The sequence below is a fragment of the Pantoea sp. B270 genome, from assembly GCF_018726825.1.
Classification (GTDB): domain Bacteria; phylum Pseudomonadota; class Gammaproteobacteria; order Enterobacterales; family Enterobacteriaceae; genus Pantoea; species Pantoea dispersa.
Genome location: NZ_JAHCSX010000003.1, coordinates 522,898 through 544,799, shown reverse-complemented (window position 1 = coordinate 544,799; position 21,902 = coordinate 522,898). Strand labels below are relative to the sequence as shown.

Below are 21,902 nucleotides of genomic sequence, written 5' to 3'. Positions count from 1 at the left end.
TAACCGACATGCGGGGACGCCGGGTGAGCGGAAGCAAACACGCACTGAACTGGACCACACTGCTGATCGCCATTCCGGTGGGCCTGGTGGCCTCGCTGGTCACGCTGGCGTTTCGCGGCATCATCGATCTCATCAATCATTTGCTGTTTCACAGCGACAGCGAAATCACGGTCGCGATGCACGTCTGGCCGTGGATCTTCTGGCCGCTACTGGTGGGGGCGGGCGGGCTGCTGGCCGGCTGGTTCCTGCGCTACGCGGTGGCGATTGAGCAGCAGGAGACGGTGAAAACCGATTACCTTGAAGTGATTAACGCGCGGCTGGATGCGGTGCCCACCAAAACCTCGCTGTTTCGCGCGCTGTCGTCGATTGCCAGTATCGGCAGCGGGGCGTCGATTGGTAAAGAGGGGCCGATGGTGCAGCTGTCGGCGCTGAGCGGCAGCCTGCTGGGGCGCTGGCTGCCAGCGTCCCTCAATATGCGCAACAGTGACATCGTCGCGATGGCGGCGGCCGCCGGTCTGTCGTCGGTGTATCACGCCCCGCTGGCGTCGGCGATTTTTGTCGCGGAAATTGCGTTTGGTATCTCTGCGCTACAGCGGCTGATTCCGCTGATTATCGCCTCGGCAGTGGCGGTGATGACCATGTGGTCACTGGGCTTTCGCAGTGCGCTCTATCCGCTCTCCGACACGCTGTTTCAAATGGATCTCACCAGCCTGCTGATGACGGTAATCATTGGTTTTGCTGCGGGTGTGGCGGGCTGGCTATTGATTAAGCTGATTGCGCGCAGCAAAGCGTTGTTCAGCCACGTGCGCTCGCTGCCGCTCAGGCTGGGCGCAGGCGGCTTTGCGGTTGGCTTACTGGCGCTGATCTCCACCGATATCCTCGGTAACGGCTATGAAGTGATCGTGAAAATCATTGAAGGAAATTATCTGCTGGCGGGTTTGCTCGGCCTGCTGGTGCTGAAAATGCTGGCGACCACGCTCTCGGTCGGCTCCAACGCGGTAGGCGGCCTGTTCACGCCCTCATTATTGATTGGTGCGCTGCTCGGCGTGGCGCTGGCGCAGACTGGCGTGCTGCTGCATCTGCCGGTGGGCAATACGCTGCTGTATGCGGCGGTGGGCATGGCGGCGGTGCTGGCGGCGGTCAGTCAGGCGCCGCTGATGGCGATGCTGATGGTACTGGAGATGACGCTCAACAGCAGCCTGCTGTTCCCACTGATGATCGCCTCGGTGCTGGCGTCAATGCTGGTCTACCGGCTGCAGTCCGCCAGCACCTATCCGGTGGTAAGCCATCACCTTAATCGTTCAGAAGCGAAATATGATTTTGATAATATGCGGGTTGATCAACTGATCATCCCCGGCGCGGCGCTGCAGCCGGCGGAATCGGTCGGGCAGGCGCTGGCGGTGAGTTCACTCAAGCGCGAGCGCTACGTCTACGTCATTAATCAGGCCGGGCAGTTTCTCGGCGTAGTATCAATTCATGACATTTCGCGCAAAGTGCTGGCACAGGAGATCACGCTGGATTCGCCGGTCAGCAGCGTGATGGATGATAATTTCCCCTGCATTTACCAGCACCAGAGCATGCGTGAAGGCTGGGAGGCGTTTGCGCGCGTGACGCTGGAGCGTTTACCGGTGCTGAATAATGCGCAGGAGCGTCGCTTCCTCGGGGCATTGACCAAAACCAGTCTGATTCAGAAAGCGCAGGAGTTTCTTTAGGCCGCGTTGCCGCGCAGCGCCTGCTCGGTCATCCACAGGCGCGCGTCGAACTCCAGCTGGTGGTAGTCCGGCTCCATGTGGCAGCACAGCTGATAAAAGGCTTTGCTGTGATCTTTCTCTTTCAGGTGCGCCAGTTCGTGCACCACGATCATGCGCAGAAAGGGTTCCGGCGCGAGGCGGAAAAAGGTCGAGATGCGAATCTCAGCCTTGGCTTTCAGGTTACCGCCCTGTACGCGGGAAATGGCGGTATGCAGGCCAAGTGCATGCTTCATCACTTTGATTTTATTATCCCAGATGACCTTGCTCACCGGCGGTGCGCTGCGCATATAGCGGTTTTTCAGCGCCTGCGTGTAGTCATAAAGCGCGCGGTCGCTGACGACGTCGTGCGTATCGGGATAGCGCTGCTGCAAAAAGGCGGCTAATCGCTGATTATCAATCAGCACTTGCACCTGTTCGAGGATGTTTTCAGGGTAACCCTGCAGATAGATTAATGACATTGGGATTCCCGACGAAAGACAGTATACTGCGCCCCCTTTTCAGGGCGAAAATCGCGCAAAGTGTACCACGCCGGAGATTCCATGAGCCAACTTGAACTGACCGATCGCACGCTGACGCTTCAGCGCTTCCCGCCGATGCGCGAAGAGAGCCCGCTACAGGCGTGGGACGCCGCAGATGAATATTTGCTGCAGCAGGCGCTGCCGGCAGGCCCGGTGCTGGTATTCAATGACAGCTTTGGCGCGCTGACCTGCGGGCTGAACGATCGGGAAATCTGGCACGTCAGCGACTCGTGGCTCAGCCAGCAGGCCGCCCGGCAGAATCTGCGTCTCAACGGTCTGGATGAAGCGTCGGTACACTTTCTTGATAGCCTGGCGCCGTTGCCGGCTGCCCCGGCGGCGGTACTGATTAAGCTGCCCAAAGCGCTGGCGCTGCTTGAGCACCAGCTGCGCGCGTTGCGGACGGTCGTCACGCCGGATACCCTGATTCTGGCGGCCGGTAAAGCCAAAGATATCCATAATTCCACGCTGCAGCTGTTTGAACGCATTCTCGGTGAGAGCAAAACCTCGCTGGCGTGGAAAAAAGCGCGTCTGATTTACAGCCATTTCAGCGCCCCGGCGCTGGCGGACGTGCCGGCGACCACCGTGTGGCCGCTCGACGAGACGCCGTATCACATCCACAATCACGCCAATGTGTTCGCCCGCGCGGCGCTGGATATTGGCGCGCGCTTCTTTCTGCAACACCTGCCGCACGATATTGAGGGCGAAATCGTCGATCTCGGCTGCGGTAACGGCGTGATTGGCCTGCAGGCGCTGGAACAGAATCCGCAGGCCGAGGTGCTGTTCGTCGATGAATCTTACATGGCGGTGGCTTCCAGCCAGCTTAACGTTGAGCTGAACCGGCCACAGGATCTGGCACGCTGCCAGTTTCGGGTTAACAACGTGCTGAGCGGTTTTCCGTCGGACCGGCTGCATGCGGTGCTGTGCAATCCGCCGTTCCATCAGCAGCACGCGGTGACCGACCACCTGGCGTGGCAGATGCTGCGTGACGCCAAACGCTGCCTGCAGTATGGCGGCGAGCTGCGCATCGTCGGCAACCGCCACCTTGGCTATCATCAGAAAATGAAGAAGCTGTTTGGCAACTGCGAGCTGGTGGCCTCTAACGCCAAATTTGTGGTGCTGCGTTCGGTCAAGCTGCGTTAATCACAGGCTGAGCGCCAGCTCAGTGGCCTGAGCAATGGCGCGCCGTGCATCCAGCTCCTGCGCGACGTCGGCGCCGCCGATCAGCCGCACGGCTTTGCCGCGTGCGGTCAGCGCCTGCGCCAGCGTACGCAGCGGTTCCTGACCGGCGCAAATCACGATGTTATCTACCGCCAGCGTCAGCGCTTCCCCCTGATGGCGCAGGTGCAGCCCGTCATTATCAATCTTCAGATACTCGACATCGCCCCACATCTGCACGCCGTGCGCCTGCAGGCTGGCGCGATGGATCCAGCCGGTGGTTTTCGCCAGCCCGGCGCCCGGTTTGCCGGATTTACGCTGCAGCAGCCAGATCTGGCGGTCGGCAGGAGCCGGCTGTGGACGTATTAAACCGCCGCGCGCCTGCAGGCTGCGATCAATGCCCCAGCTTTGGTAGAAGTCTTCCTCGCGATCGGCGTGCTGCAGCAGAAACTCCGCGGTGTCAAAACCAATGCCGCCGGCACCGATAATCGCCACGCGCTGGCCAACCGGTTTTTTGTCGCGTATCACCTCGAGATAGCTCAGCACGCTGGGGTGATCGATGCCCGGAATCGCCAGCTGGCGCGGTGTGATGCCGGTCGCGATGATAACTTCATCCGCCTGTTCCAGTTCGTCGGCGCTGACGCGATGATTCAGGCACAGGTCAACGCCTGCGGCTGCCAGCTGATGGCGGAAATAGCGCAGCGTTTCGCTGAACTCCGCCTTGCCGGGGATCTGGCGGGCGATATTAAACTGGCCGCCAATCTGCGCATCGGCTTCGTACAGGGTGACGTGATGGCCGCGCTGCGCCGCCTGCAGCGCGAACGCCATTCCGGCCGGACCGGCACCCACCACCGCCAGGCGTTTTGGCTGCGCGGCGGTGATGACCGGCATCAGCGTTTCGTGACAGGCGCGCGGATTGACCAGGCAGGAAGTGACCTTGCCGGCAAAGATTTGATCGAGACAGGCCTGATTACAGGCGATGCAGGTATTGATGGCGTCGGGCTGGCCCGCCTGCGCTTTGCTGACAAACGCGGCATCGGCAAGAAATGGCCGCGCCATCGACACCATGTCGGCAATACCGTCGCGCACAATCTCTTCCGCCACCTGGGGATGATTAATACGGTTGGTAGCGATAACCGGTACGCTGACGTGCTGGCGCAGATGCTGCGTGACCCAGGCGAAACCGGCACGCGGCACGCAGGTGGCAATGGTGGGAATGCGGGCTTCATGCCAGCCAATGCCGCTGTTGAACAGCGTCACGCCGCGCTGCTCCAGCGCCGTGGCAAGCTGCAGCGTCTCCTGCAGCGAGCTGCCGTTATTCACCAGGTCGAGCATCGACAGGCGAAAAATAATAATAAAGGCATCACCGACGGCGGCGCGCACCGCCTGCGTCACTTCCAGTGCAAAGCGCTGCCGCCGCGCCACATCACCGCCCCAGCCGTCGTCGCGCTGATTGGTATGGGCGACCAGGAACTGATTAATCAGGTAGCCTTCGGAACCCATGATTTCGACACCGTCGTAACCGGCCTGCTGCGCCAGCCGGGCGCAGCGCGCGAAATCCGCGATGGTTTGTTCAATCTGCGCTTCGCTCAGTGCCTGCGGTGTAAACGGGTTAATGGGCGCCTGTAGCGCCGAGGGCGCCACCAGATCGCGCTGATAGCTGTAGCGTCCGGCGTGCAGGATCTGCAGCGCAATTTTGCCCCCCTGTGCATGTACCGCATCGGTTATCTGGCGGTGCCAGCCGCACTGCGTTTCGTCCGTCAGCATGGCTCCGCCCTGCGCCACCACGCCCTGCGCATTGGGCGCGATGCCGCCGGTCACAATCAGCGCAACGCCTTCCCGGGCGCGCTCGGCGTAAAAGGCGGCGAGGCGCTGTGCGCCATCGGCATGCTCTTCCAGACCGGTGTGCATTGAGCCCATCAGGAAACGATTTTTCAGTTGCGTAAAGCCCAGATCCAGCGGGGCAAACAGATGCGGATAACGCTCAGTCATGATCACTTACTCAGTGAGTGGTCGGATGAGTGAACTCTAGCGGGAAAAGTGCGGGCTGGAAATTTGCGGCGCTCAGCCTGTGAGAAACATCAAAAAAAAGCAGGGCGGCAAGTCGCAGACGAAAGTATCGGACCACTTTCGCCAGGCACGGGAAGAAACCTGCGCGCCCTGTAATGGCATGAAGATTGGGCTAATAAATTAGCTCTGTGGTTATAAATTCCTGTATGACTCAATCTCTATAACAATCCCGGGTGAGGACGAGGTGATGATGCCATGCCTCAGTCGAATTAATCCGCAAGACTGGTCTTGATTTTGGCTTCAGCAGGCACCATTTCGCCGTGCCAGTTCGATAATATCGACCAGATTCTTTGATTCGAGCTTTTGAAAAATTTTAGTTTTATAAGTACTGATGGTTTTGTTATTTAATCCTAATTCACAGGCAATGATTTTATTGGATTTTCCCTGCGCCAGTTGACGTAAAATAAGCGTTTCCCGCTCGGTCAGGCGCGACAGCATATCCTGTTCATTCACATAGCGCTGGCGCCGGTCAAGAATATCGCCGGGCAGATAATTTACGTTGTTAAATACGCAGCCAATGGCGGCGATCAGCGTCTGAATCGGATCGTATTTCGACACGAAGCCGTTAGCGCCCTGACTAAGCGATTGTATAAGCAGGTGATTGTTACTGCTCTGACTGAGCAGAATGACTTTCATCCAGGTTTTAGATTTTACAATATCGCGTAAAAAGGCGATGCCATTTTTTTCTTTGAAATCAGGATCTAAAATCAGGATGTCGATGTGCTGATGAATAACATCGTCAATACCATCATTAATTGTGTTTGCTGTAGTGACACAATTAAAGCCATTCATTAATAATAAAGCCTGCACCCCAGCCGCAACAAGGCGATGCTCATCAACGATGAGAATTTTTGCATTAAACATAGATCTCCCTTTTACGACACCGATATGATGGCGCTGGCGGACATTATGTCTGGCGGCTTATCCCGGCGAACCGAGAAATGTCTTGATAAGATTATGTTTTTATAAAACCTGCTGATTTTTCAGCCGATATTGTTCAAAGATAATTAATGTTTCATTGACGGTATTTATCTCGCACGCGATGGCGGCAATCAGTTGCGCGACATCGTGCCCTTCCTGCTGGTGTTTCTCCAGCTTGCGCCCCAGCTCCATCAGCGCGCTGGCATTAAGAATGCTGGCACCGCCTTTCAGCTTATGGCCAAGCTGTGACAGCGCGTGAGCATCAGTGGTTTGCTGCAGCGCCGCCAGCAATTCATCGTGGCTGGTGCGAATACTTTCCAGCAGGGTGATGCAGCTGGCAGGATCGCGCTCAGCCAGTTGCATCAGCAGCGGCGCAAAAGTCGGAACCGCCACAGGGGCCGGCAGCGCGGCAGCGGGGATGTCAGCAGCAGGTTGCCCGGTCACGCCGGCGGCAGCCTCGCTGTCAGGCGCGTTTGGCGTGCGGCGCGGACAGTGGGTGATTTGTGCCAGCAGCGTATCCAGATTCAGCGGCTTAAACAGACAGTCGTTCATGCCAGCCTGCAGGCAGCGCTGCATGATGTGCTGCTCGGCGGAGGCGGTCAGGCCGTATAGCGTGATCGGCGGCAGATGATGGTGGCGTTCATGCTGGCGCAGCGCCTGGGCAAATTCAAATCCGTTCATGCCGGGCATATTGCAGTCGGTAATGATCAGGTCAAAACGCAGCGGATCCTGCTGCCACAGCTTCAGCGCTTCGACGGCACTTTCGCTCACCACCACCTGATGGCCCGCCAGCTCCAGCTGTTTACCCAGCAGCAGGCGATTAGGCGCATGATCATCAATCACCAGCACCGACAGCTTGTCGGTGACCAGCGGCTGTGACAGATGCGGTTGGGTTTGATCGCGCGGTTCGCCGGCCGGCGCGCGGAAGTAGAAGGAGAACACCGATCCTTCACCTGGCGTACTCTCCACAATCAGTTCGCCATCCAGCAGCTCTGCCAGATTGCGGCAGATGCTCAGGCCAAGACCGGTGCCAATCTGCTGCTGCTGACGTTCACCGACCTGGACAAACGGCTCAAAGATCGCCTGCTGCTGCTCCTCGGTCATGCCGCAGCCGTCATCACTCACTTCTATGACGAACTCACAACCTTCTTCTTCCTGGCCAATCCCCTGCATCAGCACCACGGTTACGCTGCCGCGATCGATAAATTTAATGGCGTTACTCAACAGGTTAGACAGGATCTGGTTGATCATCAGCGGATCGGTTTGTACCCAGTAGGCCGCGATGTCCATTTCTACGCGCAGATCGATCCCTTTGCTTTCGGCCTTGTTGCGGAACAGCGTCACCGCCTGATCGATCACATCCGGCAGATAGACGGTTTCCGGCGTGGGTTGATACTGGCCTGATTCGATCTTCGACAGATCGAGGATATCGCCGATCAGCGACAGCAGCGCGCGCGCCGAGCTGTAGGCGACGCGAATATTTTCGGACAGCGTCTCACACGGCTGCGAGCGGGTTTCCAGCTCCAGCAGACCAATGATGGCGTGCAGCGGCGTGCGGATCTCATGACTCATGCTGGCGAGAAACTCACTTTTGGAGCGGTTGGCTTTGTCTGCGGTGTCCTTGGCCAGCTGCAGCTCCTGCAGCAGCGCGTTACGCTCGGTAACATCGACCCAGCCGCCGATCACCCCGGCAACTTCCCCCAGCCGATCGCGAAACGGCAGCGTCCAGTGGTACAGATGGAAGGCCTGCTGGCCAAACATCAGCTGGACGTCGCGCATTACCGCTTCACCATCCAGCAGCGTCTGCTGGTAACCATCTTCGATAGTGTGAATGCTGGCGTTATTGGTGTTGAACACGTCCGACAGTCGTTTGCCAATCACCTCGTCGCGTTTGATGTGCAAAAAGCGCAGATAGGCATTATTACAATCCACCAGCCGCGTTTGCTTATCGCGAATGTACATCGCCACCGGCGAGTCATTAAACAGCGTGTGGGTAAAATTGAGCTGATTTTTCAGCGCATTCTCAGCCTGCATACGCTGCTGAATCACTTTGCGCAGATGGTGGTTCCACAGCAGGATCAGCAGAATCAATCCCAGCGATACCGAAACAATCAGCAGAATCGTTTGCTTATAGTTCTGCCACGAGCCGCTGAGAAACGGCGGTTCCGCCTGACGCCACTGCGCCATCAGCTTAAACAGGGTTTCCGGTGGGATGGCCAGCAGCGCTTTATCGAGAATACTGATCAGCGTCTCATTGCCGGGCTCAACGCGCATCACAAAGCGCGCGGGATCGGCGCCCAGTGTACCCTCGACGATCAGCCCGCTGCCAAAATGGTTGCGCAGATGGTAGTCGGCAAAAATTTTCGGCACGATCACCGCATCGACCTTGCGCGCCAGCAGCTGGCGCAGCGCATCCAGCGGACGATCGGTATCGCTGACCGACAGGTGCGGATAGTGCTCCTGCAGCCAGCTTTTCATTAGCGAATTTTTTAGCATCAGCGCCGAACCAAACGGAAAGGTGTCGCGCGCCATAATGTTTCCCGGCTGCTGATTGCGAATGATCACCCAATGCGATACCAGCCACGGACGCGTAATCAGAGCCGGTTGTGCTTCGAACTGTGGCTCCAGAATTTCCAGCGGAAACAGCTTTGGCAAAGGACGTCCGCCGGGGTGTTCATGACTGGCGTGCGCTACAAAATTCAGGCCGGTCTGGCTGGTGATCAGCTCCAGCACGTCCGGCGCCATACCGCGAAACTGTTCTGCTGGCGTCCGGCTGCTGAGCGGTGCCTGCGCCAGCGGCAAGGTGGTCTCGATGTGAATGTTGTTTTGCAGCCACTGCTCTTCGTCGGCGGTCAGCGCCAGCGGATTACGTTGCAGTACATGATGGGGATCGAGTTGCCAGCGTTTGGCAATCTGCATGCGGATAGAAAGCGGAATCTGCGGCAGCGCCTGGTTGATGGCGTCGGCCAGCGCAGGATACAGCGGACTGATGCCGAAACCGACGTTGAGCGGAATCGTATGCTCATCGGCCAGAATAGTGAGCGCGTTGGCAAACAGATAGCGGTTGAGGTGCGTCAGCGTCGCCGCATTTCCCCAGACGCGCGCCGTCTGACCATAAACGGTGGCGGCGACGGCATCATAGTAGCCCGGGAAACGCACCAGCTGCGCGTTTTCGTATGTCTCTTCCAGATACTGGCGCTGCAGCGGCGTGCCTGACCAGGCGATTTGCTCGGGCATGCCGTTATTGAGAAAAAGGTCGCTGTCGGTCTTTAGTCCCATCACGCTGTAATCCAGCATCCACGGGGCGCTGGCCAGCAGCGGCTGCGACTGTGACGACGGCTGGGCGACGTAAATCGCCAGCATATGCATTTCGCCTTGCAGTACCGCCTGCTGCGCGGCGCTATGACTGGGGAAGTGATAAAGCTCAATGCTGGTCTCCAGCATGCTTTGAATCAGCGACAGGTAGTCGGCGCTCAGGCCTTCGAAGCGGCGCGTATCGGTATCCATATATATCGGTGGCTGTGCTTTACCGGCCACCGCGACTTTAATTACTTTATTTCGAAAGGCAGACGAGATGGGCTCCGCCAGCTGCAGCGCGGGCTGGGCGGTATCGTAACGCGCTAAAAGCTGCAATGGTTTGACCTGCGCCTGCAGCGCGCCGCCAAAAAAAATAAACAGGACCACGCCCGCCAGACGGATGAAATTAACAGGATTAAACACCGTGCGTTCCTGAAGAAAATAAAGTCATTAATGCCGATAAGGGAAAAGGAGTATAAAGAGATTTTTCCCGCCTGCCTGATCTAATGCCGCATTAAGGATATTTTGCGACCATTCTCGAATGTTTAACTTATTATTAACATTCATGATTTTTTTAGATATTGCTTTTGCTTTGATTTCAAATATTTCAACGGTTTATCCATAAAATGACCTTTCAAGACAATTCTTATGTGGTCATTTCACAGAGTTACGTCAGAATTTTCGCAGTTTTTCCGGGGCCGCTCACCGCTGCTGTCCATTCATCCGGTAAAACTACCTTTTAATTAGCGGTAATAAGTTAAACGCGTAAGCAAAATTCTAATTTTTGTTAACCTGGTGACGTTTGGTTTAAACCGTTGCAAGCGATTTTCCCGGCAGCGGTCAGCGCATACTTTCAGGTCATTTTCACTGGTGTGGTTATCAGTACTGGACAAAATTGAGACTGTAATAAAGGAATAAAAGAATGGTATATGCACATAATAAACAGGTGCGTGTCGCTGTCCTTGATGATCACCCGATGGTTCGTACCGTTTTCGAGTTATGCCTGAAACACGAACCCGATATTCATCTGGTCGGGACCTGGTCTTCAAGTAATGAACTGTTTAGTCAGCTGCGCAGCACCACGGTGGATGTGCTGGTGCTGGATTTTTTGCTGGGCGAGCGGGAACTGGATGGCCTGGCCCTGGTGAAACAGCTGCGAAATCACTATCCGCAGCAAAAGATTTTGATCTCATCGTCCATGGAGAGTCCGGCGATTGTCAAAATGGTGCTGAGCGCCGGCGTTAAGGGCTTTATTGGAAAAAGCCACAATATGCAGGAGATCGTGCAGGCGATTCGCCAGGTGGCGCAGGGGCGGCTATTCCTGTCGCAGGAAGTGGCGTACGAGGTGGAAAACCTCTACGTGATGAATGAAGACGCCATCAACGAAAACCTCGATCTCTCCAGCAAAGGCAATATGTACGAGAAGGTCAAAACCCTCAGTCCGCGCGAAGTAGAAGTGGTGCGCTGTTTTCTGGATGGACTTAGCGTGTCGCAAATTGCCGTGAAGTTTAAACGCAGCCGCAAAACCGTGAGCGGACAAAAGCAATCGGCGCTGAAAAAGCTCGGCCTGCGCTCGGATTCGGAATTGTTCAAATACAGCCACGACCTGATGTCGGGCAGCTAATCTTTCTTTAAGGCGGTCAGGGATGGCCGCCGTCTGCTTTTCCGCCTCTCTGCATCACGTTCCCGGTAACAGCCGTTTTGTAACATCGTTTTGAGTGATGTTCGTCACAGTTTCGCCGGCCGTATCCCGCTGTGATAGCCCCCATTGCTACAGAACTGAAGGGGCTAGAATGAACATTGAAACGCAATCCTGCGTCATTACCGGCAAAAAACAGGTCAGCGTCGCACAGCAGCAGGTGCAGTGGGACGGCACCGGCACGCTGGTGCGCATCACGCGCGGCGGCATCTGCGGGTCCGATCTGCACTACTATCAGGAAGGTAAAGTCGGCAGCTTTGAAGTGAAGATGCCGATGATCCTCGGCCATGAAGTGATCGGCTACGTGGTGGAGAGCGACGATCCGCAGCTCCAGCCCAATCAAAAAGTGGCGGTCAATCCCTCAAAGCCGTGCGGCAGCTGTAAATACTGCCTGCGCGAGCAGCAAAATCAGTGCACCTCAATGCGCTTTTTCGGCAGCGCCATGTATCTGCCACATGTGGATGGCGGCTTCACGCAATACAAAGTGGTCGATAGCGCGCAGTGTGTGCCGTTTCCGCAGGAGGCTGATGACAGCGTAATGGTGTTTGCTGAACCGCTGGCCGTGTGCATCCACGCCACGCAGCAGGCGGGCGATCTGAGCGGTAAAACCGTGTTCATTTCCGGCGTCGGGCCGATTGGCTGTCTGATTGCCGCCGCTGCCAAAGCCCGCGGAGCCGCGGAGATTATTTGCAGCGATATCAGCGAACGCTCGCTCAGCCTGGCGCAGCAGATGGGCGCGACCGGCGTGATCCACGCGGCTGACGGTGATTTCACGCCTTACCTTGCAGATAAAGGCTTCTTCGATGTCGCTTTCGAGGCTTCCGGCCATCCGTCTTCGCTGCAGCGCTGTCTCGACGTGGTATGCGCCAAAGGCACGCTGGTACAGGTTGGCATGGGCGGTACGATTCCGGATTTCCCGCTGATGACGCTGATCGCCAAAGAGATCAATCTGGTCGGTTCTTTCCGTTTCACCCACGAATTCAACACGGCGGTTGACTGGCTGGCAGGCGGCGTGGTCAATCCGCTGCCGCTGTTCAGCGGCGAGTATGACTTACAGGATATCGACGCGGCGCTGCAGTTTGCCGGTGATAAAACCCGGGCGGCGAAAGTCCAGTTAACGTTTTAAGGAGTCAGTATGAGTCAGCTATTTTCCCTGGCGGGCAAGCGTGTGCTGCTCACCGGTTCGGCGCGCGGCATCGGTTTTCTGCTGGCGCGCGGTCTGGCGGAGGCGGGCGCGGAAGTGATCATCAACGCCACCACCGAGGGCGGCGCAGAGCAGGGCGCGGCGAAACTGCGCGAGCTGGGTTATCACGCGCGGGCGAAGGCCTTTGACGTCACGCAGTCGGCGCAGGTTCAGCAGGCGGTGGCGGAGATTGAAAGTCAGTGGGGCGCGATTGATATCCTGGTGAACAATGCCGGCATTCAGCGCCGCCGGCCGTTTCTTGAGTTTCCCGAGCAGGACTGGAACGACGTGATTGCCGTCAACCAGACAGCGGTGTTTCTGGTGTCACAAACCGTGGCGAAAAGAATGGTGCAGCGTCAGCGCGGAAAAATCATCAACATCGGCTCGATGCAGAGCGAACTGGGGCGCGACACCATCACGCCATATGCCGCCTCCAAGGGCGCGGTCACTATGCTGACGCGCGGCATGTGCGTGGAGCTGGCGCGCCACAATATTCAGGTTAACGCCATTGCACCGGGCTATTTCGTCACCGAGATGACCCAGACGCTGGCTGACGATCCGGCCTTCACCGGCTGGCTGACCAAACGTACGCCGGCCGCACGCTGGGGCAAGCCGGAAGAGCTGATTGGCGCGGCGGTGTTCCTGGCGTCGGGCGCATCTGATTTCGTCAATGGCCATCTGCTGTTTGTTGATGGCGGTATGCGCGTCGCCGTGTAATGCCGTGGCGCGGCTGGCGTAATTGCCGGCGCGCGCCTAAACCTTAAACACCCCTCTGTCTTCCTAAGGATAATAAAAAATGCCAATAACCATAATTGTGCTGGGTGTGATACTGCTGCTGGTTCTGATGATTGTCTTCAAGGTCAATGGCTTCATTGCGTTGGTGTTTGTCTCGGCGGTGGTAGGTATCGCCGAAGGCATGACGCCGCTCAATGTGATGGCCTCGATTCAGAAAGGCATTGGTTCCACGCTCGGCGGCCTGGCGATGATCCTCGGCTTTGGTGCCATGCTCGGGCGGCTGGTGTCCGATACCGGCGCTGCCCAGCGGGTGGCCACCACGCTGATTGCCGCGTTCGGTAAACAGCGGCTGCAGTGGGCGCTGGTGGTCACCGGACTGATCGTCGGTCTGGCGATGTTCTACGAAGTCGGCTTCGTACTGTTGCTGCCGCTGGTGTTCACCATCGTTGCGGCGGCCGGACTGCCGCTGCTGTACGTCGGCGTGCCGATGGTGGCAGCGCTGTCGGTGACGCACTGCTTCCTGCCGCCGCATCCCGGCCCAACCGCCATTGCCACTATTTTTGGTGCGAATCTCGGCACCACGCTGCTGTACGGCTTAATCATTACCATCCCGACGGTGATCATTGCCGGCCCGATCTTCTCAAAATTCCTCAAAAGCTTCGAAAAGTCGCCGCCGGAAGGGCTGTATAACCCTAAAATTTTCACCGAAGAGGAGATGCCGGGCTTCTTTATCAGCATCTTTGCTGCAGTGATTCCGGTGGTGCTGATGGCGATTGCGGCAGTCTGCGAACTGACGATGCCGAAAGAGAATGCGCTGCGCCAGTTCTTTGAATTTATCGGCAACCCGGCGGTGGCGCTGTTTATCGCCGTGGTAATTGCGGTGTTCACCCTCGGTCTGCGCAACGGGCGCAAAATGGAGCAGGTGATGGATATGTGTGGCGATTCGATTGCCGCCATCGCCATGATCGTCTTTATCATTGCCGGCGGCGGCGCCTTTAAGCAGGTGCTGGTGGATAGCGGTGTCGGTAATTACATCGCCGATCTGATGAAAGGATCGTCGCTGTCACCGCTGCTGATGTGCTGGACGGTGGCGGCAATGCTGCGCATCGCGCTGGGATCGGCCACCGTCGCGGCGATCACCACCGCCGGCATCGTGACACCGATCATTGCCGCTACCCATACCGATCCGGCGCTGATGGTGCTGGCGGTTGGTTCAGGCAGCGTGATCGCTTCGCACGTGAACGATCCGGGTTTCTGGCTGTTCAAAGGCTATTTCAACCTGAGCGTGGTTGAAACCCTGAAAACCTGGACGGTAATGGAAACGCTGATCTCCATCCTCGGCCTCGCCGGTGTGCTGGCGCTCAACGCCATCATTCACTAAGGCCCGCGCTTCACAGGGAGGTGAAGCGTGCTTACGCGCGGCGGCGAATCCACGAGAAACGTGACTGATAGCCGCTGTCAAAATGGGTGTTATAGCGATAGCTCGAACCCGCCTCTGCCATGCAATAAGTACACACCGCCACGCGATCAATCTGCGCCGCCGGGATGCCGCGCTGTAACAGCAGGTCCTGCGCCAGCTGAGGCAAATCAAACCATACTCCCTGATGATGCGCCCGCGCCTGAGGTCGGATTGCCTGCGGATTATGCGGCTGTTGCTGTGACCAGCTTAGCGCCGGCAGGTCCGGGCGCTGCTGCATCTGTGCGATGCGATCAACGCCCAGCTCATAGCAGCACGGGCCGATTGCCGGACCGATCGCCACCAGCAGGGATGCCGGCGTCGCGCCACCCGCCAGCAGCTGATCGAGGGCACTGCTCAGCACGCCGCCGAGCGTACCCTGCAAGCCGGCATGCACCGCCGCCACCTGATGCGTTTTCACATCGGCAAACAGCACCGGCAGACAGTCAGCGGTGTAAACCGCAACCGGCTGATGATCGTCACTGATCACCCCATCGGATTCACAACTTTTCGGCGGCCGGTTTTGTCCGGCCAGCACCACTTTTGCGCTGTGCCGCTGCTGTCCGTACGCCGCAGCGGCCGGTGCCGGCTGACCGGCAGGCTGAAAGGCATACTCCAGCCAGCGTTGACTCTCCAGCAGCGCCGAGCGCGGCCCGCGATTATCCATAAGTGTCTCCTGTGACCTGACCCCGGTTTTCCTCTGCCCACAGCTTACGTTAACTGCTACATTTTTAAAGCTTTACAAAAACTGACCATAATCACTTAAGGACGACATGATGAAAAACACCTCCTGGCTGGCCGCGGCAGGCTTGATTGCCCTGACCCTCACCGGCTGTGCCCAACCGCAAAAACAGCAGGCTCAGCAGCAACTTGGTCAGCAGTCGGTGCTGGCAGTCAACTGGTTCCAGCAGTCTGGCGAGTATCAGGCGCTGAGCTGGCAGGCGTTCAACACGGCACGCATGGCGTTTGATAACGCTCCTTCGCTCACCGGCAAACCCAAAGCGGTGATTGTTGATCTGGATGAAACCATGATCGATAACAGCGCTTACAGCGCGTGGCAGGCAAAAAATGGCCAGCCGTTCTCCGGTAAAACCTGGTCAGCGTGGACGCAGGCGCGTCAGGCGACCGCGGTGCCCGGTGCCGTCGAATTTGCCAACTACGTGAATAGCCACGGCGGCACCATGTTCTACGTCTCGAACCGCGATCAGAAAGACTACGCGGCTACGGTCGATAATCTCAACAAGCTGGGCTTCAGCGGCGTAAGCGACAAAACCGTGCGTCTCAGCACCGGTAACTCCAATAAACAGGCGCGTTTCGACGCAATTAAAAATGCTGGCTACAACGTGGTGCTGTATATCGGCGATAACCTGAATGACTTCGGCGGCGCCACCTGGCATCAGGGTAACGCGCAGCGCCAGCAGTTTGTCACGCTCAACCATCAGCGTTTTGGCACCCAGTTCATTGTGCTGCCAAATCCACTGTACGGCGACTGGGAGAGCGGCATGGCTGAAAACTACAATAAGTTAACCCCGGAACAGCAGCTGCAGGTGCGTGAATCCCGCATGAAAGCCTGGAACGGTAAATAATTCGTCAAGCGAAATAGCGCCTGCCCTGGCGGGCGCTTATCGCAGGCGGTTAGCGCCAGTGATATTTACGTTTCTTTGTAATTATTATTCTGCTTATCATTTTCCCGATCTCTTACTTAATCCTTCCGCCGCCTTCAGTGAAATATCATCGCGAATAACGTTAAAACCAGCGAATATCACTATTCATAAATTTAGTAATTAGGATTTTTCTCAGCGAGCAGAGTGTAATCCACCATACCAGCGTAAAGGCGCAAAAGTTTTACGTGTATATATTTGTCAGTGCATCCGAAATGCGTTTTAAAAATTAATTTTAATAAGCTGATTATATTAATTTTTAATGGAACCCTCCCTGATTGCGTCACTTGCATTAACTTACTTTGCCATGACATTTGCTGACACTTATTTTACATAAGGTCGCTGCTTCTGCCTGACTGAAATATTCCTGGTGCAAATCAATTCATAAGCGTCTATAACCAATTTCTGTGAGAAAGCGCCGTATTCACCTGCCACTGAATGCTAAAACCGTGCTGCGCCATGCATTTATTTGCCCGGAAGCGCTATTTGCGGATACAGAGAGAAGATAATTGTGACGACCCTTAAACCCTTATTAGCGAAAAATCGCAGTTGGGCACTCCAGCGCCGCGAGCGTAATCCAGATTACTTTGAACAATATCTGCATCAGCAGAAACCCCACTCCCTGTGGATTGGCTGTTCCGACAGTCGCGTACCGGCAGAAGTGCTGACCGGCTCGCATCCGGGCGAGCTATTCGTGCACCGCAATATCGCCAATATGGTACTACCCGATGATGACAACTTTATCAGCGTGCTGCAGTACGCGATTTTTTATCTCGGCGTCGAGCGCATTGTGCTGTGCGGTCACTACGGCTGCGGCGGCGTGCAGGCGGCGCTGGGTCTGCCTGCCAGCCCGTTAGCGCAGGAGGATTCGGCGCTCGCCAGGCGCATTGCCGCGCTGCGGCGCGCATTGCAGCACGGGCTGGTGGCCTATCACGCCAGTCCCGCGCAGGAAGAGGAGAGCAGCAAGCTTAACCGGCTGATTGAAGCCAATGTCATCGCCCAGTTTAGCCAGCTGGTGCGCTGCGAGCCGGTGCAACAGGCCTGGCAGGCCGGACAGCAGCTGGATGTATTTGGCTGCGTGTATGACCTGCAGTCCGGCCATCTGAAAGAGTTAATCCAGCAATCGTCAGAGGAACCCTCATCATGAATCTGCAAACGCTTCGTCAGGATATTCCTGCTGGTCTGGTGGTGTTTCTGGTGGCGCTGCCACTGTGTCTGGGCATCGCGCAGGCCAGCGGTCTGCCGCCCTTTGCCGGTCTGCTCACCGGGGTGATCGGCGGTCTGCTGGTTACCGCGCTCAGTCCCTCGCGCTTTGCCGTGAGTGGCCCGGCGGCGGGGCTGGTGACCATTGTTGTGGCGTCAATCCAGACGCTCGGCAGCTTTTCCGCATTTCTCACCGCGCTGATTCTGGCTGGCGTGCTGCAGTGCATGCTCGGCCTGCTGCGCGCCGGTCGTTTTATCTCACTGGTGCCAGGCAGCGTCATCAAAGGGATGCTGGCGGCCATTGGCCTGCTATTGATTATGCAGCAGATTCCGGTGGCGCTGGGCGCAGCGAGCGATGCCGGTCTGCAGTCGCTGGTCAGCGGGGAGTTTTCGTTTTCGCTCAGCGCGATGCTGGTGGCCGGTAGCGGGCTGCTAATTCTGTGGCTGTGGACCACGCCCGCGATCAAAGCGGTTAAAGCGCTGAGCTGGATCCCCGGCCCGCTGGTGGCGGTGCTGTTTGGCTGCCTCGCCACGGTGTTGGGCGATCGCCTGTTTCCCAGCCTCGGCGAAGGCCTGCCGCGTATCGTTCTGCCGGCGTTCGACAGTATGTCGGCGCTGGTGGCGGAGCTGGAAACCCCAGACTGGCTGGCGTGGCAGAATCCGTCGGTGTGGGTGGTAGCGATTACGCTGGCGCTGGTGGCCAGCCTTGAAACGCTGCTCAGCCAGGAGGCGCTGAAAAAACTGCGTCCGCAGCACCCGGCGCCGTCACCGAATAAAGAGATGTTCGCGCAGGGCATCGGTAACCTGACCGCCGGCTTGCTCGGTGCGATGCCTATTACCGCGGTGATTGTGCGCAGTTCGGTCAACGTCAGCGTGGGTGCCCAAACCAAACTGTCGATTCTGCTGCACGGCGTGCTGCTGCTGATTTGTGGCTTGTGGTTCAGCGCCCTGCTTAACGCAATTCCGCTCGCCAGCCTGGCCGCGGTGCTGCTGTATACCGGCTACAAGCTGGCAACGCCGCGCCTGTTCGTCGAACAGATTCGCATGGGCGCGCAGCAGTACGTGCCGTTTCTCGCCACCATCGGCGGCATCATTGTGTTTGGCATGCTGGCCGGGATTGGTATCGGTATCGCGACGCAGATTCTGTGCAGCATCTACCAAAGCCACCGCAACGCGCTGCAACTTACCCGCTATGACGACCATTACGTGCTGCGCTTTCAGCAAAACCTGACCTTTATGCACAACCCGAAGTTGCAGGGGCTGCTGGCGGAGATCCCGGAAAATAGCGTGGTGATTGTCGATCACGATAACGCCGAGTATATGGATCCGGACGTTAAAGCGGTGCTGCAGGATTTCGGGGATAGCGCCGGTGAGCGCGGCATCCGGCTGAGCCAGTGGCCGGTGGCGGTGAAATAACGTTCCCGCGCGCAGTCATGCAGTTTTTTTCGCCAGAATCGGATATCCCGGATATCCGATTTTTTTATTTATACGGCATAATTGCCGCTCACTGCGCCTGCCTGTTTCACTTGCTACCGGCGGGGCCGGTAGCTCGTCTCTGGCTTTCATGGCAGAGTGAGCGCCGCTCAGTCGCAGAGCAGGGCGACGAATACCGGGTTAATTAGCGAATTATCGCACGGATTTTTCAGGTTAAATGATTGCTGATGCCAGCGACGGATGGCAGCGATTTTAGGTTACAGGGTTCAGACGTATGCGCGTTAAGCTGTTTGAAGAGAATAATGTTAAAAAGAATGCTCTTTCGCTGTGTCTTATTACGCTGTTCTTCTGCTTTATTGGCAGCCACCTGCGTATTCCCGAAGAGTTTTCCCTGTTCTGGCCGGTGAATGCCCTCATCGCCGGGTTGATGGTGCGCAACCCGTTTTTACATACCACCTCCAGTTATCTGGTGTGTTTTGCCGCCATGATTTTCAACGATACGGTCTTTTCCGGCTGGGCACTGCCAGCGGTGACGATTAATTTTGCCAATATCCTGTTTATTCTGGTGTCAGTCAGCATGCTGATTAAGCATCTGCAATCGCCAACCGCAAACAGCCAGGTGTTCAACGCCATGCGCATCTTTCCGGCGTGCCTGCTCGGCGCGGCAGCGTGTGCCACCTGGGGGGCGTGGGCGCAGGATATCGACTTCAACGCGCGCTTTGTGGTGGCGTGGGCCGACTGGTTCAGCGAGCAGTTCTCCACCTCGCTGATGCTGCTGCCGGTGATGCTGACGCGTCCGCTGCGCAGCGTGCCGCTGCGGACGCTGATTCATCCGGCCAGGCTGCTGCCGCTGCTCGCCGTGGCGCTGTCTCTCACGGTGGGGGCGCTGATTGGTGGCGCGGGAAGTCTGACCTTCCCGGTGCCGGCGCTGATCTGGTGTGCCATTGTTCTGCCGATTCCGATCACCAGCCTGGTGATTCTGTTCACCGGCATCACCGAGATCGTGCTGGTCTCGCACGGCGTGATGAATATTCAGGGCGATGATTCGCTGCTGCCCATCAGCCATCTCACTTCTGCACGGCTCGGTGTGGCCACCGTAGCGCTCAGCCCGCTGCTGGTGGCGGTGAGCATGGACGCCATTCGCCAGCTTAACCATCGTCTGGCATTGCGCGCCAATTATGATTTCCTCACCCAGCTTTTGTCGCGCTCCGGCCTGTATGAGAACCTGCGCCAGCAGCCGTTTTCCCTGCAGCGTGAAGCCGGCGTGATTATGCTGGATGTCGACTACTTCAAAGCCATTAATGACAATTTCGGCCATGATGCCGGCGATGGCGTGCTGGAGGAAATTGCGCGCCGTATTCAGCACGTAGTCGGCAGTCGTGGCCTGGTGTGCCGCTTTGGCGGCGAAGAGTTCGTGGTGGTGGTGTTTGATTACACTCACAGCCAGCTGTTTCAGCTGGCCGAAGTGATTCGTCAGGCAATGGTGAAAGAGAAGTTCTGGATTCAGGGCAACACCGTGACCGTGACGGTCAGCCTCGGCCTGGCGCGCGGCGGTGCGGTTAACGAACGTGAATGGCCGGGGGTAATCAACCGGCTGGTGTCAGCGGCTGATAAACACCTTTACGTTGCCAAGCGCAACGGCCGCAATCAGACCTCACCGGCAATCGCGCCGCGCAGCATGGCGCATGACGTGGCCTGAGCCACGCCATCGCAGGTTACACGCTGCTTTTCAGCTGGCTGGATTGCTGATGACGCTGCTGCGCCAGCTCAATCAGGCGGGTAATCAGATCGCTGTAGCTCAGGCCGGCCGCCTGCCACAGTTTGGGATACATGCTGATGTTGGTGAAGCCGGGTAAGGTATTCACTTCGTTGACAATAATGTCGCCGGTTTCGGTGAGGAATACATCAACGCGCGCCATGCCAAAGCACTCCAGCGCCTGGAACGCGGTAATCGCTACTGCCCGAATGGCCTCGCTGGCTTCCGCACTGATGTCAGCCGGTACCACCACCTGCGCGCCGCTCTCGCTGATATATTTGGTGTCGTACGAGTAGAAGGCGTCGTGCACCACAATTTCACCGCACGGGCTGGCTTCTGGCGCCTCGTTACCCAGCACCGCGCACTCAATCTCACGGCCGCTGATGCCCTGTTCAATCAGGACTTTGCGGTCAAAGCGGAACGCCAGATCCAGCGCCGCGTCGAATTCGTCCGGCTGCGTCACTTTGCTCACCCCAACGGATGAACCCTGATTGGCTGGCTTGATAAACAGCGGCAGGCCAAAGCGCGCGATCACCGCCTGCACATCCAGCGCCGCGCGCTGCGTCTGGGTGACGCTCAGCCACGGTGCCACTTTCAGGCCGGCATCGCGCAGCAGGCGTTTGGTGAAATCTTTGTCCATGCTGACCGCGGAGCCCAGTACGTCCGACCCGACAAACGGCAGATTGGCCATGCGCAGCAGTCCCTGCAGCGAGCCATCTTCGCCCAGCGTGCCGTGCACAATCGGGAAGATGACATCCAGCTGCGACAGCGGCTGCGCCTGCTGACGCGTAATCAGCTGTTCCGCGCGGCTGCCGGGCACCAGCGCCACGTTTTCACCGGAGCGGTTCAGGGCAATCAGCGCCGGATTGTCGGCGTTGAGCAGAAAGCCTGAAGCATCATTGAGATGCCACTCGCCCTGTTTGTCGATCCCCAGCAGCACCACGTCGTATTTGTTTTTATCGATCGCCTCAAGAATATTTTTGGCCGACTGTAACGACACTTCATGTTCGGCCGACTTGCCGCCAAATACGATACCTACCCGCTGTTTTGCCATTGCTCTTTG

16 protein-coding genes are annotated in these 21,902 nt (G+C 57.4%); 10 read left to right on the top strand and 6 right to left on the bottom strand.

Annotated elements, in window-relative coordinates; translation table 11 throughout:
* Positions 1–23: 23 nt before the first annotated feature.
* Positions 24–1,712, top strand: a complete 1,689-nt coding sequence (locus tag KOL70_RS21935) for a chloride channel protein (protein WP_215481603.1) — start codon at positions 24–26, stop codon at positions 1,710–1,712.
* Here the strand turns inward: KOL70_RS21935 and KOL70_RS21930 are convergent.
* Positions 1,709–2,209 (bottom strand): M48 family metallopeptidase, encoded by a 501-nt coding sequence (locus tag KOL70_RS21930; RefSeq protein ID WP_021509697.1) that lies wholly within the window; start codon positions 2,207–2,209, stop codon positions 1,709–1,711. The two genes, KOL70_RS21935 and KOL70_RS21930, sit on opposite strands and share 4 nt — an antisense overlap.
* An 81-nt stretch (positions 2,210–2,290) precedes the next feature.
* Between KOL70_RS21930 and rlmG the strand changes: the two genes are divergently transcribed.
* Complete coding sequence (rlmG, locus tag KOL70_RS21925) at positions 2,291–3,409, top strand: 23S rRNA (guanine(1835)-N(2))-methyltransferase RlmG (protein WP_058771320.1); 1,119 nt, start codon at positions 2,291–2,293, stop codon at positions 3,407–3,409.
* Here rlmG and KOL70_RS21920 read toward each other — a convergent pair whose 3' ends face one another.
* The 3 genes from KOL70_RS21920 to KOL70_RS21910 all read right to left on the bottom strand — a co-directional run bounded on the left by KOL70_RS21920 (position 3,410) and on the right by KOL70_RS21910 (position 10,135).
* On the bottom strand, positions 3,410–5,416 hold the full coding sequence (locus tag KOL70_RS21920; RefSeq protein ID WP_215481602.1) for an NADPH-dependent 2,4-dienoyl-CoA reductase: 2,007 nt from the start codon (positions 5,414–5,416) through the stop codon (positions 3,410–3,412).
* 318 nt (positions 5,417–5,734) lie between these two features.
* The gene (locus KOL70_RS21915) at positions 5,735–6,358 is read right to left on the bottom strand and encodes a response regulator transcription factor (RefSeq protein WP_021509694.1); all 624 of its coding nucleotides are present in this window, start codon (positions 6,356–6,358) and stop codon (positions 5,735–5,737) included.
* A 99-nt stretch (positions 6,359–6,457) separates the two neighbouring features.
* Positions 6,458–10,135, bottom strand: coding sequence for an ATP-binding protein (locus KOL70_RS21910; protein ID WP_215481601.1), 3,678 nt, complete (start codon positions 10,133–10,135; stop codon positions 6,458–6,460).
* A gap of 499 nt (positions 10,136–10,634) precedes the next feature.
* Between KOL70_RS21910 and KOL70_RS21905 the strand changes: the two genes are divergently transcribed.
* The 4 genes from KOL70_RS21905 to KOL70_RS21890 all read left to right on the top strand — a co-directional run bounded on the left by KOL70_RS21905 (position 10,635) and on the right by KOL70_RS21890 (position 14,710).
* Positions 10,635–11,336, top strand: coding sequence for a response regulator transcription factor (locus tag KOL70_RS21905; protein WP_058759838.1), 702 nt, complete (start codon positions 10,635–10,637; stop codon positions 11,334–11,336).
* A 169-nt stretch (positions 11,337–11,505) separates the two neighbouring features.
* The gene (gene idnD / locus KOL70_RS21900; protein ID WP_211725559.1) at positions 11,506–12,537 is read left to right on the top strand and encodes an L-idonate 5-dehydrogenase; all 1,032 of its coding nucleotides are present in this window, start codon (positions 11,506–11,508) and stop codon (positions 12,535–12,537) included.
* A gap of 9 nt (positions 12,538–12,546) precedes the next feature.
* Complete coding sequence (idnO, locus tag KOL70_RS21895) at positions 12,547–13,311, top strand: gluconate 5-dehydrogenase (RefSeq protein WP_211725558.1); 765 nt, start codon at positions 12,547–12,549, stop codon at positions 13,309–13,311.
* A gap of 79 nt (positions 13,312–13,390) precedes the next feature.
* Positions 13,391–14,710 (top strand): gluconate:H+ symporter, encoded by a 1,320-nt coding sequence (locus KOL70_RS21890; protein ID WP_058771315.1) that lies wholly within the window; start codon positions 13,391–13,393, stop codon positions 14,708–14,710.
* A gap of 31 nt (positions 14,711–14,741) precedes the next feature.
* Here KOL70_RS21890 and KOL70_RS21885 read toward each other — a convergent pair whose 3' ends face one another.
* Entirely contained in the window at positions 14,742–15,452 is a 711-nt protein-coding gene (locus KOL70_RS21885) for a polyphenol oxidase family protein (protein WP_058776402.1), read from the bottom strand.
* 109 nt (positions 15,453–15,561) lie between these two features.
* Here KOL70_RS21885 and KOL70_RS21880 point away from each other — a divergent pair, with 109 nt between their 5' ends.
* From KOL70_RS21880 to KOL70_RS21865, 4 genes are all read left to right on the top strand, one after another.
* Entirely contained in the window at positions 15,562–16,371 is an 810-nt protein-coding gene (locus KOL70_RS21880) for a 5'-nucleotidase, lipoprotein e(P4) family (protein ID WP_058771313.1), read from the top strand.
* Between the two features lie 580 nt (positions 16,372–16,951).
* Complete coding sequence (locus tag KOL70_RS21875) at positions 16,952–17,593, top strand: carbonic anhydrase (RefSeq protein ID WP_104188443.1); 642 nt, start codon at positions 16,952–16,954, stop codon at positions 17,591–17,593.
* A gap of 2 nt (positions 17,594–17,595) precedes the next feature.
* Positions 17,596–19,065: a SulP family inorganic anion transporter gene (locus KOL70_RS21870; protein WP_136545726.1), complete on the top strand. Its 1,470-nt coding sequence runs from the start codon at positions 17,596–17,598 to the stop codon at positions 19,063–19,065.
* 292 nt (positions 19,066–19,357) lie between these two features.
* Positions 19,358–20,782, top strand: a complete 1,425-nt coding sequence (locus KOL70_RS21865; protein ID WP_058771312.1) for a GGDEF domain-containing protein — start codon at positions 19,358–19,360, stop codon at positions 20,780–20,782.
* 16 nt (positions 20,783–20,798) lie between these two features.
* Here the strand turns inward: KOL70_RS21865 and ddlA are convergent, their stop codons facing one another.
* The gene (gene ddlA / locus KOL70_RS21860) at positions 20,799–21,893 is read right to left on the bottom strand and encodes a D-alanine--D-alanine ligase (protein WP_021509683.1); all 1,095 of its coding nucleotides are present in this window, start codon (positions 21,891–21,893) and stop codon (positions 20,799–20,801) included.
* Positions 21,894–21,902: the final 9 nt, after the last annotated feature.

Excerpts from the sequence above, each read along its gene's own strand:
- rlmG (WP_058771320.1), top strand. The coding sequence starts at position 2,291 with ATGAGCCAACTTGAACTGACCGATCGCACGCTGACGCTTCAGCGCTTC.
- KOL70_RS21915 (WP_021509694.1), bottom strand. The coding sequence starts at position 6,358 with ATGTTTAATGCAAAAATTCTCATCGTTGATGAGCATCGCCTTGTTGCG.
- KOL70_RS21880 (WP_058771313.1), top strand. The coding sequence starts at position 15,562 with ATGAAAAACACCTCCTGGCTGGCCGCGGCAGGCTTGATTGCCCTGACC.
- KOL70_RS21920 (WP_215481602.1), bottom strand. The coding sequence starts at position 5,416 with ATGACTGAGCGTTATCCGCATCTGTTTGCCCCGCTGGATCTGGGCTTT.
- KOL70_RS21890 (WP_058771315.1), top strand. The coding sequence starts at position 13,391 with ATGCCAATAACCATAATTGTGCTGGGTGTGATACTGCTGCTGGTTCTG.
- KOL70_RS21865 (WP_058771312.1), top strand. The coding sequence starts at position 19,358 with ATGCGCGTTAAGCTGTTTGAAGAGAATAATGTTAAAAAGAATGCTCTT.
- KOL70_RS21885 (WP_058776402.1), bottom strand. The coding sequence starts at position 15,452 with ATGGATAATCGCGGGCCGCGCTCGGCGCTGCTGGAGAGTCAACGCTGG.
- idnO (WP_211725558.1), top strand. The coding sequence starts at position 12,547 with ATGAGTCAGCTATTTTCCCTGGCGGGCAAGCGTGTGCTGCTCACCGGT.
- KOL70_RS21930 (WP_021509697.1), bottom strand. The coding sequence starts at position 2,209 with ATGTCATTAATCTATCTGCAGGGTTACCCTGAAAACATCCTCGAACAG.
- KOL70_RS21905 (WP_058759838.1), top strand. The coding sequence starts at position 10,635 with ATGGTATATGCACATAATAAACAGGTGCGTGTCGCTGTCCTTGATGAT.
- ddlA (WP_021509683.1), bottom strand. The coding sequence starts at position 21,893 with ATGGCAAAACAGCGGGTAGGTATCGTATTTGGCGGCAAGTCGGCCGAA.
- idnD (WP_211725559.1), top strand. The coding sequence starts at position 11,506 with ATGAACATTGAAACGCAATCCTGCGTCATTACCGGCAAAAAACAGGTC.